The sequence below is a fragment of the bacterium genome (assembly GCA_035559435.1).
In the GTDB taxonomy this organism is placed as follows: domain Bacteria; phylum Zixibacteria; class MSB-5A5; order WJJR01; family WJJR01; genus JACQFV01.
Genome location: DATMBC010000047.1, coordinates 13,015 through 27,093, shown reverse-complemented (window position 1 = coordinate 27,093; position 14,079 = coordinate 13,015). Strand labels below are relative to the sequence as shown.

The 14,079-nt window shown below is 64.9% G+C and carries 14 protein-coding genes; all 14 read right to left on the bottom strand.

What is annotated here, in order from left to right; all coding sequences use genetic code 11:
* Window positions 1-8: 8 nt before the first annotated feature.
* From VNN55_05315 to VNN55_05250, 14 genes are read right to left on the bottom strand one after another with little or no spacing between them, the layout of a single operon-like run.
* Window positions 9-536 carry a hypothetical protein gene (locus VNN55_05315; protein HWO56966.1) on the bottom strand — a complete coding sequence of 176 codons (528 nt, stop codon included), beginning with the start codon at window positions 534-536 and terminating at the stop codon, window positions 9-11.
* Window positions 524-1,327: a rod shape-determining protein MreC gene (gene mreC, locus VNN55_05310; GenBank protein ID HWO56965.1), complete on the bottom strand. Its 804-nt coding sequence runs from the start codon at window positions 1,325-1,327 to the stop codon at window positions 524-526. Before mreC ends, VNN55_05315 begins: the two co-directional genes overlap by 13 nt.
* A gap of 39 nt (window positions 1,328-1,366) precedes the next feature.
* Window positions 1,367-1,819 (bottom strand): PTS sugar transporter subunit IIA, encoded by a 453-nt coding sequence (locus VNN55_05305; protein ID HWO56964.1) that lies wholly within the window; start codon window positions 1,817-1,819, stop codon window positions 1,367-1,369.
* Window positions 1,816-2,016, bottom strand: coding sequence for a Trm112 family protein (locus VNN55_05300; protein ID HWO56963.1), 201 nt, complete (start codon window positions 2,014-2,016; stop codon window positions 1,816-1,818). The genes VNN55_05305 and VNN55_05300 overlap by 4 nt, the downstream gene beginning before the upstream one ends.
* Window positions 2,017-2,035: 19 nt before the next feature.
* Complete coding sequence (locus VNN55_05295) at window positions 2,036-3,013, bottom strand: acetyl-CoA carboxylase carboxyltransferase subunit alpha (protein HWO56962.1); 978 nt, start codon at window positions 3,011-3,013, stop codon at window positions 2,036-2,038.
* Between the two features lie 33 nt (window positions 3,014-3,046).
* Window positions 3,047-4,093 (bottom strand): MraY family glycosyltransferase, encoded by a 1,047-nt coding sequence (locus VNN55_05290; protein ID HWO56961.1) that lies wholly within the window; start codon window positions 4,091-4,093, stop codon window positions 3,047-3,049.
* Window positions 4,090-4,953 (bottom strand): glycosyltransferase family 2 protein, encoded by an 864-nt coding sequence (locus tag VNN55_05285; GenBank protein HWO56960.1) that lies wholly within the window; start codon window positions 4,951-4,953, stop codon window positions 4,090-4,092. The genes VNN55_05290 and VNN55_05285 overlap by 4 nt, the downstream gene beginning before the upstream one ends.
* 32 nt (window positions 4,954-4,985) lie before the next feature.
* Window positions 4,986-5,702 carry a polyprenol monophosphomannose synthase gene (locus VNN55_05280; protein ID HWO56959.1) on the bottom strand — a complete coding sequence of 239 codons (717 nt, stop codon included), beginning with the start codon at window positions 5,700-5,702 and terminating at the stop codon, window positions 4,986-4,988.
* 47 nt (window positions 5,703-5,749) lie between these two features.
* Complete coding sequence (locus tag VNN55_05275) at window positions 5,750-6,940, bottom strand: glycosyltransferase family 4 protein (protein ID HWO56958.1); 1,191 nt, start codon at window positions 6,938-6,940, stop codon at window positions 5,750-5,752.
* A gap of 8 nt (window positions 6,941-6,948) precedes the next feature.
* Entirely contained in the window at window positions 6,949-8,340 is a 1,392-nt protein-coding gene (locus tag VNN55_05270; protein HWO56957.1) for a glycosyltransferase family 2 protein, read from the bottom strand.
* On the bottom strand, window positions 8,337-10,550 hold the full coding sequence (locus VNN55_05265) for a hypothetical protein (GenBank protein ID HWO56956.1): 2,214 nt from the start codon (window positions 10,548-10,550) through the stop codon (window positions 8,337-8,339). The genes VNN55_05270 and VNN55_05265 overlap by 4 nt, the downstream gene beginning before the upstream one ends.
* 21 nt (window positions 10,551-10,571) lie before the next feature.
* Window positions 10,572-11,669, bottom strand: a complete 1,098-nt coding sequence (locus VNN55_05260; GenBank protein HWO56955.1) for a DegT/DnrJ/EryC1/StrS family aminotransferase — start codon at window positions 11,667-11,669, stop codon at window positions 10,572-10,574.
* A 23-nt stretch (window positions 11,670-11,692) separates the two neighbouring features.
* Window positions 11,693-13,060 carry a dihydroorotase gene (locus VNN55_05255; GenBank protein HWO56954.1) on the bottom strand — a complete coding sequence of 456 codons (1,368 nt, stop codon included), beginning with the start codon at window positions 13,058-13,060 and terminating at the stop codon, window positions 11,693-11,695.
* Window positions 13,057-14,079, bottom strand: coding sequence for an aspartate carbamoyltransferase catalytic subunit (locus VNN55_05250; GenBank protein HWO56953.1), 1,023 nt, complete (start codon window positions 14,077-14,079; stop codon window positions 13,057-13,059). The genes VNN55_05255 and VNN55_05250 overlap by 4 nt, the downstream gene beginning before the upstream one ends.

Here is a 14,079-nt window from a genome sequence, read left to right as displayed (position 1 = left end):
GCCGTGTTCTACATCAAGGGATCGCCTTCGGACGAGGCCTCGGCGGCGGCGCGGGCGCGCGGACGCGCCCGATCCCAGAGCACCGAGAGGATCACCCCGACCGTCGCGCTTAAGCCCGCTGAGCCGAGACAGGCCGGAAAAAACGAGGCCAGCCACATCCCCGGATCCATCCCAACCGCGAAGACGACATACACCGTCTTGATCAGCAACAGCACGCCCCAAAGCACCAGCCAGCGGGACAGCACATACTCGAGGAACAACCGCTCCTTGAGAAGCCCGACCGCCCAGCCAAGCAATGCGCCGAGAAGCCCGCCCCAACCCATCATGTCGGGATCGGCCGCCTGTGCCAGAAAGCCGATGCCCCAGCCGGCGGCCGCACCGACCGTCACGCCGCGGTAAAGCGCCACCAAAGCAATTGCCAGCATCTCGTAGTCGAGACGCAGCCCGAGCGGCGGCGGCCCATCGGGGAACCAGACGCGGTAAAAGACCACGCTGGCCAGCAGGATGACCCAGCGCAGGACACTCACGGCGTCCACCCCACGCTGTCCGGCAACAGTTCCTCGGGCGTCGGACGAATCACAAAGACCGCTTCCAGCCGATCGGGACGCACCGCCGGGAGGATGTCCAAATCGAGGAACTCGCCGACGTTGACGGTGTCGACCGCGACGATGGTTCCGATCAGCAACCCCTTGGGGAAGACGCCGCCCCAGCCGGAAGAGATCACGGTGTCGCCGACTTTCACATCGGCCGAAGCGACGACATAGTTCATATTCAGCAGAGGCCCCACATCCCACTCGACGACCCCGGCGACGCGGCTGCGCTGATCGTAGGCGGCCACGCGCAGCAGCGGATCCCAGATCGTGCGCACGCGGGAGACATAGTCGCCGACTTCGGCGACGCGTCCCAGCAGGCCATCCTCGCTCATGACGGGCAGATCAAGTTCGACCAGGCGGGTCCGGCCCGCGCCGATCCAGACCGTGCCCGAGCCGGGGGCCAGCGGTCCGACCACTTCGGTGGCGATGGCGCGCCCGCGCCAACTGGGCGCGAACTCCAGCAGCTTGCGCAGACGGATGTTTTCGCGTTTCTCTTCACGGAGACGTTGCACTTCGACCTGGAGATTGGCCAGTTCTTCGGCCAGACGGCGGTTTTCCTCGAAGACCTCGGCGCCGGCGGCGATGCGGTAATGCAGGGCAAAGAACGGAGCGTAAACGACGCGCACAAACGCCGCTGAGATCGACGAGCGCACGCCGTCACCAAGAATCAGAAGCAGCAGGGATACGAAGACCGCCCACGGCAGGACCGCGGGCCGATCGGAGGACCACCACAACAGGCGCCGCCACACCCCGTTTTGCCCCCCAGAGTCCGGCTACGGCGCCGAATCGAGAATTAACATCACTTCGCCGGCGGTCTTGGCCCGCATCAACCGCTCGCGGTTCTTCTCGCTTTTCATGATATAGGACAGACGGGCCATGACGTTGAGGTGCGCGCCGATGGCGTCTTCGGGCGCGGCGATGAGGAAGAACAGATGCACGGGCTTTTTGTCCATCGCCTCGAAATCGACGCCGACTTCCGAGCGGCCGAAGGTGATGACAATGCCCTTGATGGCGCGGGTCTTGGCGTGGGGAAAAGCGACGCCGTATCCGACGCCGGTGGTGACCAGCTTTTCCCGCTCGAGGACCGCCGCCAGAAGTTCCTCTTTCTCCCGCACCATGCTCGACTTGGCGGCGAGGTCGACAAGTTCTTTGATGATGCCTTCCTTGGTCGTTGCCGCCAAATCGAAAGACATCAGTTCCTCTTCGCAGAACTTCGACAATTTCATTCGGGTTCTCCCGAGACGGAACGAGTGTTGGCGGCCGGATAGGGCCGCGCGGCGTCAGGCAACATCACCGGGATGCCGTCGCGCACCGGATAACGCAAACGGCACGCCGGACAATCGAGCGTACCGTTGGCCGTGTCGTATGTCAACTTCCCCTTGCATACAGGACAAACCAATATGGAAAGCAGGGAATTGTCCAGCATCACGCGTCACAGACGGTCAAAAAGTCTCGTCTTCCCCATAAACGCCGATGTTGCGGTACTTGGCGCGGCGGCGGGCAATCAAGGTCGGTACATCCAGCGCTGAGAGTTCGACTAGAGCACCGAGAATGGCGCTTTTCAGGAAGACCGCCGACTGGTCGGGATCGCGGTGCGCGCCGCCCAGCGGTTCGGGGATGATCTGATCGACCAGCCCCAGCTCGTTGAGGTCCTCGGCCGACACCCGCAACGCCTCGGCGGCTTTGGGAGCGTTGGCGGCCGCTTCGCCCGGCCAGAGAATCGCCGCGCACCCTTCCGGCGAAATGACCGAGTACCAGGCATTTTCCATCATCAACAGCTTGTCGCCGATACCGATGCCCAAGGCGCCGCCGGAGGCGCCCTCGCCGATGACACAAATCACGATCGGTACCGGCAGAAGCGACATGTCGCGCAGGTTGCGGGCGATGGCCTCGGCCTGACCGCGCTCTTCGGCCTGAATGCCGGGGAAAGCACCGGGAGTGTCGATCAGGATTACGATCGGGCGTCCGGACTTTTCGGCCATCCTCATAAGCCGCATGGCCTTACGGTACCCCTCCGGATGCATCATGCCGAAATTGTTGGCCAGCTTCTCCTTGGTGGTCCGTCCCTTTTGCTGCCCGAGGATCATGACCGGCCAGTCCCCCATCATCGCGGGCCCGCCGATCAACGCACGGTCATCGCCATAGCCACGGTCGCCATGCAAGGGCATGAATCCCGTGGTCATGCGCTCGATGTAGTCGAGAGTGATCGGGCGCATCGGGTGACGCGCCAACTGCACTCTCTGCCAACGAGTTAGCGAGGAGAAAGTGTCTTTCTTGAGCTTTTCGAGCTTTCGCTCAAGCAGGCGAATTTCGCGGCTGAGTTCGACATTTTCGCCGTGGGCGAATTCACGCATGTCGCGAATTCGCGCTTCCAACTCCATCACGGGCTTCTCGAAGTCCAAGTAGCTGCCGGATACCATTCTAACCTCGATGGGTCAAGAAGCCGAGTTGTCCTATCCCTGACTGCGCCGCCGAAGGATAATACCCAAGCCCCCCAGCACGGACAATACAAAAATCCCCAGCAGCAGAGCGGTCACCCGGCGGTTGGCGTATCGGAACGCGACACAGAAGCAACCGACACAAAAGGCGACCAGATTGTAGTAGATCAGAATCTGGCGCGGCGTGTATCCCGCCGACAACAACTGGTGGTGCAGATGGCCGGTGTCCCCCCGCAGAGGGTTGGTCCCAGCCCAAGTCCGCCGACCGACCGACAGAACAGACTCCAAGAGCGGAATCAGCAGGGCCAGAATCGGGACAAAGAAAGCCAGGGCCGTGAATCGTTTAATCGGAGCAAACAGGGCGACAATCGCAAAGAAGTAGCCGAGGGAAAGCGCTCCGGAGTCGCCCATAAACACCCGCGCCGGGGGGCGGTTGAAACGCAGGAAGACCAAAAGTCCCCCGACCAGGGCCGCCGCGCCAACCCAGACGGCCGGCAAATGGAGATCCCAGCTGATCCAGACCAGTGTCGCCGCGCCGATCGCGGTGGTGCTGGCCGCCAGGCCATCGAGGCCGTCAATGATGTTGACGGCATTGACCACGATCAAAAACCAGAGCAGGGTGACCGGCCACGACAGGACGCCCAGCGGCACACCGCCGACAAACGGGATCCAGAGCCGGTCGAATCCCATCCCCGACCAATACAGCAGCGACCCAACCGCGATTTCAACCGCCAGCTTGGGGAGACTGGTGAGGGGATGCAGATCGTCGATGATGCCGACAACGAGGATTGCCAGTCCCCCGACCCAAAAGGCGAAGGCGTGGGCGTTGAACTCCGCCATGGCCGCCGGGGCGAGCATGCTGGCGGTCAGCAGCGCGGTCCAAAGCGCCAGATAAAGCGCGATCCCGGTCAGCCGCGGGGTGGGTTGGGGATGGATCTTGCCCGCACGCGGCCAGTCAAGCCAACCCCGCTTACGGCACAGCCGCTCGATCAACGGCACGAAAACCGCCACGATGCCGGCGCCCAGCGCCAGCGCCAGGACCAACAGCCAGGGTCCACTCAAGACCGCCCCCGCGCCGGGGCAGTCCCGGTCGATCGATCCTTCCAGTCCAGCAACCCAAGCGCCGCGAAAAGCAACCCATTGGCGAGTCTGCGCTGGGGATGGTGTTTGCGGAAGTAGCGGCGGATACCGTTGCGATGATGGGCACGCAGGGTCGGGTCGCGACGGCTTCCCCCCTGCCAGTGGTGGCGGACGGCGACGCGCGGATCCATCCAGACTTCGTAGCCCGCATCGCGCCAGCGTTTGCACAGGTCGGTGTCCTCGACGTAAAGGAAATACCCGGCATCCATGCCGCCGACGGCATGGAAGGCATCGCGACGCAGAAGCATAAAGGTGGCGGCGACAGCTTCGACCATTTGCGGATCGGCAGGGTCGTCGAGAGTGTAGGCGGCGCGCGATCCGGCGCCCAAGCGCACTCCCCGCAAGGGCGAGTGCCGCGAGAACCAGATGTTGGCGTGGGTCGGAAAGCGCCGCACCGAGGCCTGCGGCGCGCCATCGGGAAAGATCAATCGCGGGCAGACCGCCGCCGCGCGCGGGCGGGTGTCGAGAAAGGCGTTCAGCGCGCGCAGATCCGCGACGGTCCAGGCGGTGTCGGGATTGGCCAAGAGCACGCGCCCGGCTGTGGCCAGATCGACGCCCTGATTGACCGCGGCGGCAAAGCCGCGATTTTCGCTGTTGGCGACGATCGTGGCGCCAGGTAGCCGGCGACCGATCAGCTCACATGTGCCATCGGTTGAGGCGTTGTCGACAAAGATCGTGTCGCCCAGCGCTGCGGACGCGGCCGCTACCGACTCCAGCAATGGGTCCAAAACCGGCGCGGATTGGCAGGTGACGACGACCAGTGAGACGGGGACAGGGTCCATGAGTGCACGCGCGGGACAGCCCGGCTGTGCGGTCAACGCAAACGGCCGAAGATCGCCATCAGCCGCAGCTTGGGCACCATCCAGATGGCCTCGCGCACGATCGCCTTGGACATTTTCGAGTGGCCGTGCTCGCGATCGACGAACACGATCGGAATTTCGCGGATCGAAAAGCCGCGACGATGGGCGCGAAACGACATTTCAATCTGGAAGGCGTAGCCGTTGGAGTGGACCGCCGCCAGATCGATGGTCTCCAGCACCTGGCGGCGGAAGCATTTGAACCCGCCGGTCAGATCGCGGACCTTCATCCCGGTGATCACCCGCGCGTAGACGTTGGCGAAATACGACAGCAGCAGCCGGCTCATCGGCCAGTTGATAACGTTGACGCCCGAACTGTAGCGCGAACCCAGGACCACGTCGGCCTCGGCGGAGGCCGAAAGCAGCGCGGGCAGGTATGCCGGGTTGTGCGAGAAGTCGGCGTCCATCTCGATGATCCGGTCGTAGTCGCGCTCGAGCGCCCAGCGAAAGCCGTCGAGGTAGGCCTTCCCCAACCCTTGCTTACCGGGGCGGTGTAGGACCTGCACCCGGGGATTGGCGGCGGCCAGTTGGTCGGCCAGCGCGCCGGTGCCATCCGGTGAGTTGTCATCGACCACCAACACCGAGATTGACGGATCCTGCGCCAACACTTCCGGTACGATCCGCGGCAGGTTGTCCTTCTCGTTGTAGGTCGGGATCACGACCAGAGGTTTCATCGGCATTGTCCCCGGCATCGACGCGTCAAGATAAGCAGGCGGTCCGGTCAACCCAACTGATACCAACTCAGAAAGCGATCGACGATCACCGTCGACGAAAAAGTGGCCCGCGCGACGCGCTGGCCAGCCGTGGCCAGGCGCATGCGGCGGTCGTTGTCGGTCAACAGGGCCTTCACGCAGCGCGCAAGGTCGGCCGGGTCATCGGGACGGGCCAGCAGTCCCGTCTGGCCGTCGGACACGATGTCGGTGATGCCGCCCGAGGCGGCGCCGATGACGGCACAGCCGCACAATTGCGCTTCCAGGAGCGCCAGCCCAAAGCCCTCGTCGACCGCCGGCAGCACGGTGACATCGGCACGACGGTACTCTTCAGCCAGTTCGGTCTGCGGCAGACTGGCCACCAACGAAACGCGCGAAGACAGGTCCCGCTCGCGGATGAGTTGCTCGATCCGGGCGCGTTCCGAGCCGCCGTCTCCGATCATCCGGCAACGGAAGTCGATGCCCTGTTGCCGCAGCCGTTCCAACGCGGCAACGAGGACGTCGTTGCGTTTCTGCGCGGTGTAGCGGGTCACCGCCAGGATGATCGGGGGTGCGCCGGTTGTCGTCCGCACGGTCCCATGAAAGATCGAATCGTCCGGGGGCATGGGAGCGACGCCGACGCGGTCGGCCAGCTCCGGGTAGGTCGCGCGCACAAAATCCGCCATCCAGCCGGACACGGTGGTCGTTTGCGCGGCGGCGCCATAGACCCGTCGCGCCAGCGGACGCATCCAGGCCTTGCGTTGCAGCAAGCGGATGTCGGTACCGTGGGACGTGACGATCAGCCGATGGCGACGCGCCAACGGACGCGCGACCCAGCCGGCGGGAATCCACCAGTGGGCATGAACGACGCGCGGCGAAGTGTCGGCGGCGACACGCCGCGCTGTCTGCGCAAACGCGCGGAAGAAGCGGTAATGCGCCCAGAGGCCATGCGGCCCGAAGATCGACGCTCCCCCCCAATCGCCCCGGTAGGCCAATGTCTCCGCGGCGTCAGCCGCGTAACGAAAACGCCAGACGGGCACATCATCCATGACCTCAAATTCGGGAATGCCGGGCGCGTGCGGCGCGACCACGCCGACAGCGATGCCACGCGCCCGCAGCAACCCGGCGAAGCGATGCAGAAACCGTCCGGCAAAATCACCCGCGTGACGCGGAAAGTTGTGCGTCAGGAACAAGACGTCCAGTCGGCGCGGCGGGGACGTCATGAGTTCATTCACCCGCGCCGGCGCCGTCCGTACTGGTTGACACGCGGCGGAGCGGGGGGCGTGGGGGTGCCGGAGCGCTCGGTTGGAGACGGCACGGAGGGGACCGCATCGGCTTCAGCGGGCGTCGACGGCAAGACCGGTTCAAAGCCGCGCGCCTCTCCCTCATCCGACGCAGGGGCGAACCGCTGGACCTCCGTATAGGATGGCCGCGATTCGGCGGGGGCTTCCGGCTCCGGTGTGGACGAGACAGACGACTCTGCCGGCGGCGGCGTGGGCCGAGACGGCGGCTCGCCGAGACGGTTCTCATCGCGGCGTCGGCCGGGGCCGCGTCCGGAGCGATCCCCACGCGCTGGGTCGCGGCGGCGATCGCCACCTTCGCGACGCTCGGAGCGCGGCTCGGGACCGTCGCCGGCGGGACGGCTCGGCGCCGGACGGTCATTGGCGCCGGGTTTGTAGACGTGGTATTTCGGCGCCGGACGGAGCGTGTCCAACTGCTGGCGCAGACTGGCAACCGCCTCGGCAAGAAACCCGATGGCGAAGAACACCACTCCCGCCAACCCGAGCGACATCACCAGATAGACAAACGGGCGATAGCCATGCCCTTCGACAAAACGCTGGTAGAGCGCAACGCCGCCGAGCACGAATGCCGCGATCAGCAGAAAGATGCCGGTCATTCCGAAATACCAGAGCGGTCGGCGCATGGTGTGGTATTGGAACTTCACCGCAAGCAGGTCGAGGACGCCGCCGGGGATGCGCCAGAAACCGAATTTGGACCGCCCGGCAGAGCGTTGGTAGAGCGTCACATCGACTTCGCCGATGTTGTAGCCCGCTTCGGCGGCGATGGCCACCCAGAAGCGGTGCCAGTCATGGCGGTAGTCGAAGACATTGACCAACTCGCGGCGGAACGCCTTGACCGAATTGAGGTCGGAGACCTTGATCGAGGGGAACAGCCAGCGCGAGAGCCGATTGTAGAAACTTGAGACGAATTTCTTGTTGTAGAAACCGATCTTGCGCCCGGTGACCAGGTCGTAGCCGGAGCGGACCTTTTCGACCATGCGCGGAATATCGGCGGGATGGAACTGCCGGTCGGCGGGATAGAAAACGATGATCTGCCCGCGGGCGACCGAGAAGCCGGCGCGCAACGCCTCGGTCAGGCCCCGCCGGTGCGGCAGCGAGACAATGCGCAGGAAGCGATGATGATTCTGCGCCTCAACCGCGCGCGGCAGAGTCTGGTCGTTGGAGCCATCGTCGACGAGCACCACTTCGAGCGAGAAGCGCGCCTTGCGCGCCAGTTCGCCGAACTGCTCCATCAAAGGGAGGATATTTCCTTCCTCGTTGTGGGCAGGCAGGACGACCGTGACATCGATCGTGGTAGGATCATGGGGGCGTCGCGGCATCATGAGCGGCCCGCCTGACGGAGCCGGTCGATGATCGCCGGATTGTTCGGGGAGACCCGCATGGCGCGCTGCCAGAAGGCCACCGCGCGGTCGCGTTCGACGGGGCCGCCGACGGTGCGGTACAGTTCCCAGGACAGATCGCCCGCCTGCCCCAGAAGCGCGAAGTCGTCGGGGGCATACTCGAGGGCTTTGAGATAGGCATTCATGGCCTCATCCTTGCGGTCGGCGCGGCGGAACAGGTCCGCGGCAAATGCCCAACCGGAATAATGGTCGGCGGAATCGGCGACCCGCCGTGTGAGATCGCTCAATAGGGAGTCGAGGGGGCGTCGTCCGGGCTCCATCCGCAGCCGCTCCATGAAGGTCGGCCGGTAGGCGGCCGCCTGCGGGTTGCCGCCGTGCTCGGCGACGCGCCAGACTCCGATGCGCAGATTGCGGATCGTGTACACGGTCACCTTGCTGGCCTTGGCGGCAATCTGCGGAAAATCCTTGAAGAAGGCGCCGTCCGGCTTGTCCTCGACGATGACATGCGTGATCGGCTTGGCGGCAAAGAAGTCGCGGGGCTCCTGCAGCGAGAAGAAGTGGATCAACCCGACGGGGGATGCGGCGGTCTGTGTGATCATTGGCGACCACTCGCCGGTCACCACCGCATCGGGACCGAGCACTTTGGGCAGATCCTCATTGGCGTTGGCGATCGTGTGGGTCGAAATGCCCCACCAGCGGACGAAGTGCCGCCCCTGATCCACCAGCATTCCGAGCAGGAGGAGCGCAACCGCAACTTCGGCAACGGGCCGCAACCGCGTATTCCCGGATTGCGAGCGGGAGGGACGGGACGCCAGCCAGATCAGTGCGACCGAAGCCAGCAGGCCGACGATGATCGATCCGGTATGACTTGAAGTCGACAACCCGCGCCCGGTCGTGTCCAGAAGCGGCCTGAAGACGAAATGCTGCAGACCGATCGCCAGCGCCGCGAACAGAATCGGCAACGCCCACCAGGCCGCAGGCCGCGCATCGCCGCGGGCGTTCTCGCGACGTGTGGCCACCAGCCACTGGACAAGCCATCCGGCGGCCGCCGCCAGCGGCAACCACAAGACAATCTGGTAGCGCACCGGGCGATAGTTGAACGGCGAAAAGGCGGTGTAGGCGCAGAGGAACCAGCCGGCGGTCAATAACACCGCGGGAGACAGTTGCCGCCACCAGGGCAGGTGGGCGCGGTTGCGCACGCTCCAGAGGATCAGACCGGCCAGGCCGAGCAAGCCCGCGATGGCCGCCACCGGCGACCAGGTCAGAATCCGCGTGTCGATGCCCAACGAGAAGAACTGGCGAATGAAACCGGACAGTGACTGCAACCCCACCGGCGCGCCATAGAGGGTGCGCGATTGCTCCGCCAGGTAGGCGCGTACCTCCTCCGAGGCGGCGCTGTAGGCAAAGACATACCACAACAACGCGACGAATCCGAAACCGGCGAGGTAACCGAGGGGACGTCGCCAGCGACGGACTCCGCGCAGAGCGGCGTCCTCATCCAGGGCCTGCATGAGCGTGGCCAAAACGAAGACCGGCGCGGCATGCAGCGCGGTCACTTTGCCGAAGAAGGTCCCCATGCCGGCCACGAAGCCGCCCACGAGCACCAACCACCAGCGCCGCGGACTGGAGACGATCGCCCAGAAGGCGACGGCCAGCGAGGCGTTGGAGGCGACTTCGAGGAATGGCTGACGTCCATAAGCCACAAACAGGTAGTTCACCGCCAGCGCCCAGCCGGCGGTGAGAGCGGCAATGAATCCGAAGGCGCGCGCGACACCCCAGGCCAGAAAACCGATCCCCACCAGGTTGATCAGCGCCGCCGTCAGATTGGCGGTGGTCACGCTCGGACCGAAGAGCAGGAAGATGACATACGCGAACGCGCCGGTGATATTCTTGCGGAAGAAGATCAGCCGATCATCGTTCAAGGGATTCCAGTTCCCGTGGGCGACGGCGGTGCGCGCGTAGGACGTGTACTGCGGCGGATCGGTCAGCAGATCCTGACTCCACGAGACATCGATCGGCGGATCGGCGCCCAAATCGACGAAGCGGCAAACGATCGCCAGCAGCGCCACCAGGCCGATGGCGGCGATCCGGACAGGGCGGCGTTCCAGCCAGTGCGTCCACCCCCTCCATACGCCCGCGGCCGACGGTCTCGTCGGCGCGGACGGGGAGGCGGCGCGTTGCGGCTTGGCCATGAGTCGAAGGGATTCCGGGTTCTAAAGATCGACCGAGTGACGCGCCACCGCGGCGACGTGATCGATCTGCGCCTCGGTCAGTTCCGCGAACATCGGCAGGGATACGATGCGTCCCGCGAGGCGATCTGTCACGGGGAAACTGAGGGCGGCCATCTGCGGATAGGCCTTCTGCCGGTGCACCGGGATCGGGTAGTGGATGAGCGTGTCAATCTCTTCGGCCTTCAGATCATCCTGGAAACGGGCGCGGTCATCGACCTGGACGACGAAGAGATGGTAGACCGACTGGGCGTCATCATCGGCCGGCGGCAGAACCAGGTTGGCCCCGGCCAGCTTCTGGCGATAGAGATCGGCGTTTTTCCGCCGTTTCGCGTTCCACTCGTCGAGATGGCGCAGCTTCACGCCCAGGACCGCTCCCTGAATGCCTTCCATCCGGTAATTATACCCCAGCATGTCGTGATGGTACTTCTGCAGGGAGCCATGATCGCGCAGCATGCGGATGGTGTGGGCCCAGTCGTCGTCGTCGGTGACGATCGCTCCGCCTTCGCCATAGGCGCCGAGGTTCTTGCCCGGATAGAACGAGAAGCAGGCGGCATGGCCCAGCGACCCGGCGCGCCGGCCCTTGTACCGGGCGCCGTGCGCCTGGCAGGCATCCTCGATGACCAAGATCCCCTTTTCCTGGGCGATGGCATTGATGGCGTCCATCGCGGCGGGACGGCCGTAAAGATGCACCGGCAGGATGACCTTCGTCTTCTTCGTGATCGCCTTGCGCAGCGCGTCGGGGTCCAACGTGTAGGTCTGCGGATCGACATCGACGAGCACCGGGGTAGCGCCGGTGTAGGAAATGGCGGCGCAGGTGGCGATAAAGGTGTTGGCGGCGGTGATGACCTCGTCGCCGGGCTTGACGCCGGCGGCCAGGAGCGCCAGATGCAGAGCCGAAGTGCCGGTGTCGACGGCGATGCAGTGTTTGGCCTGGCAATACCGGGCGAAATCGCCTTCGAAGTCCGCCACGCGTTTGCCCAGAACGAACGCACAATCTTCCAGGACGCCGGCGATGGCGGTGTTGACTTCGTCTTTGATGGCGGCGTACTGCGCTTTCAGGTCGAGAAACGGTACACGCATGGCTAAAGCCCCGATGTCTGCGCTCAGCGGCGTGGGCGCGCGGATGATGCGGAGGCGGCCGCGGAATGGCCCCCGTTGGCGTGATGCACCAGACGGCCATCGACCACGGCGGCGGTGACCACACCGTTTAGTTCCCAGCCCAGGAAGGGCGAGTTCTTGGATTTCGAGATCAGGTTGTCGGCGGTCACGGTCCATTTGGCGTCGGGATCGATGACCACCAGATCCGCCGGCGCGCCGGGTTTGATCGTCCCGGCGTCGAGATGGAAGGCCGCCGCGGGACGTTGCGTGAGGCAGGCGATCAGAAGCGGCCAGTCGAGCACGCGGGATTCAATCAGCGCCCTGATGCAGACACCGAGAGCGGTCTCCAGCCCCACCATGCCGAAAGGCGCCAGATCAAATTCGCCGTCCTTCTCCTGCCAGGCGTGCGGGGCATGATCGGTGGCGATGCAGTCGATGGTGCCATCGCGCAATCCCTCGCGCAGGGCCTCGACGTCGGCCGCCGTGCGCAGCGGCGGATTGACCTTGAACAGCGGATCGAAGTCGCGCGCGATGATATCGTCGGTGAGAATGAGATGGTGCGGCGTGACCTCGGCGGTGACGCGGATGCCTTCGGATTTCGCCCGACGCACAATCTCCACCGATCCCTTGGTTGACAGGTGGGCGGCGTGCAGGTGGCATCCGGTCTCACGGGCCAGGGCGATGTCGCGCGCCAGGCAGATCTCTTCGGAGGCGGCGGGGATGCCTTTCAAGCCAAGTTTGCTGGAGATGACACCCTCGTGCATCACGCCCTGCCCCGACAGTTCCGGCACTTCGCAATGTTCGACGATCGGCACGTTGAACATTTGCGCATACTGCATGGCGCGGCGCAAAAGCCCGGCCGAGGCCACCGGCGCGCCATCGTCGGAGAAAGCGACCGCGCCGGCCTCGATCATATCGGAGATCTGCGCCAGCGATTTGCCTTCGCGGTCGCGGGTGATTGCGCCGATCGGATGGACCCGTCCCGGCGCCGCCTGGGCGCGGTCGAGCACGAAACGGACCGTTTCCTGGTCGGCGATCGCCGGCTCGGTATTGGGCATGCAGCAGACAGTGGTGAAGCCGCCCTTGACGCCGGCGGCCGAGCCGGTGGCCACGGTCTCTTCGTCCTCGCGTCCCGGCTCGCGCAGATGGACATGGAGGTCGATGAAGCCGGGGGCGACAATCTTGCCGGCGGCGTCGATTACCGCATGCGGCCCGGCGTCGGCCGGACGCGCGCCGGAGGGTTTTTCGACGCGCAGAACGCGCCCGCGCTCGTCGATGTGAACATCGGCCACGCCATCAAAGCCGGAGGCGGGATCGATGACGCGTCCGCTTCGGATCAGTCCGACGCTGCGATAGGCCTCACGGGCAATCATGCTCCCTCCTCTCTGGCCGGAGCCGTGCCGCCGCAGAGCAGATAGAGGGCGGCCATGCGCACGGCCAGTCCATTGGTGACCTGGTCGAGAATGACGGAGTGGGAGCCGTCGGCGACGTCGGAGGTGATCTCCACCCCGCGGTTCATCGGACCGGGGTGCATGATCAGGCCGCCGGGCCGCAAACTGGCGGCGCGGCGGGCATCAACCCCGTAGAGACGCGAGTATTCGCGCATGGAGGGCAGAAAATCGGAACTCTGACGCTCGCGCTGGATGCGCAGGCAGTTGATCGCATCGCAGCCGGGCGCCAGCGCCTTGTCCATATCGGTGAAGACTTCAATGCCCAGGTCATTGACGAAGGAGGGCATAAGCGTGGCCGGTCCGACGACCGCCACGGTGGCCCCCATGGTCAGAAGTCCCCAGATGTTGGAGCGCGCCACGCGTGAGTGCAGGATGTCGCCGACGATCAGAACGCGCTTGCCTTTCACCTCGCCCCAGCGTTCCCACATGGTGTAGATATCCAACAGTCCCTGGGTCGGGTGTTCATGGGCGCCATCGCCGGCGTTGAGGATGATGGCATCGGTGGCGCGAGTCAGAAAATGGGGCGCTCCGGGGCAGGGATGGCGGATGACCACCACATCGGTTTTCATCGCCAGTATGTTTTTCACCGTGTCGCGCAGCGATTCGCCCTTGGTCACCGACGAAGCCGACGCGGTGAAATTGACCACATCGGCGGAGAGCCGCTTTTCCGCCAGCTCAAACGAGATGCGGGTACGGGTCGACGGCTCATAGAAGAGATTGACGACGGTCTGGCCGCGCAGGGGCGGGACTTTCTTGATCGGACGGTCGAGGATGTCTTTGAACGAGCGGGCGGTGGTGAAGATCAGTTCCAGATCCTCGCGGCAGACGCCCTCGAGTCCGAGCAGGTGCTTGATGCGCAGCCGTCCTTCCGGAGCGGCGGCCTCCGGGGGGGCGCCGCCCGGGCGCTTCTGCGCGTCGGTCATGGTCAGCGACTGGTCCAT

What these genes read in the sequence shown, in the direction of transcription:
- VNN55_05285 (HWO56960.1), bottom strand. Translation starts at nt 4,953, where the DNA reads ATGGACCCTGTCCCCGTCTCACTGGTCGTCGTCACCTGCCAATCCGCG.
- VNN55_05280 (HWO56959.1), bottom strand. Translation starts at nt 5,702, where the DNA reads ATGAAACCTCTGGTCGTGATCCCGACCTACAACGAGAAGGACAACCTG.
- VNN55_05265 (HWO56956.1), bottom strand. Translation starts at nt 10,550, where the DNA reads ATGGCCAAGCCGCAACGCGCCGCCTCCCCGTCCGCGCCGACGAGACCG.
- VNN55_05270 (HWO56957.1), bottom strand. Translation starts at nt 8,340, where the DNA reads ATGATGCCGCGACGCCCCCATGATCCTACCACGATCGATGTCACGGTC.
- VNN55_05260 (HWO56955.1), bottom strand. Translation starts at nt 11,669, where the DNA reads ATGCGTGTACCGTTTCTCGACCTGAAAGCGCAGTACGCCGCCATCAAA.
- VNN55_05250 (HWO56953.1), bottom strand. Translation starts at nt 14,079, where the DNA reads ATGGACCAGTCGCTGACCATGACCGACGCGCAGAAGCGCCCGGGCGGC.
- VNN55_05255 (HWO56954.1), bottom strand. Translation starts at nt 13,060, where the DNA reads ATGATTGCCCGTGAGGCCTATCGCAGCGTCGGACTGATCCGAAGCGGA.
- VNN55_05275 (HWO56958.1), bottom strand. Translation starts at nt 6,940, where the DNA reads ATGACGTCCCCGCCGCGCCGACTGGACGTCTTGTTCCTGACGCACAAC.
- VNN55_05295 (HWO56962.1), bottom strand. Translation starts at nt 3,013, where the DNA reads ATGGTATCCGGCAGCTACTTGGACTTCGAGAAGCCCGTGATGGAGTTG.
- VNN55_05305 (HWO56964.1), bottom strand. Translation starts at nt 1,819, where the DNA reads ATGAAATTGTCGAAGTTCTGCGAAGAGGAACTGATGTCTTTCGATTTG.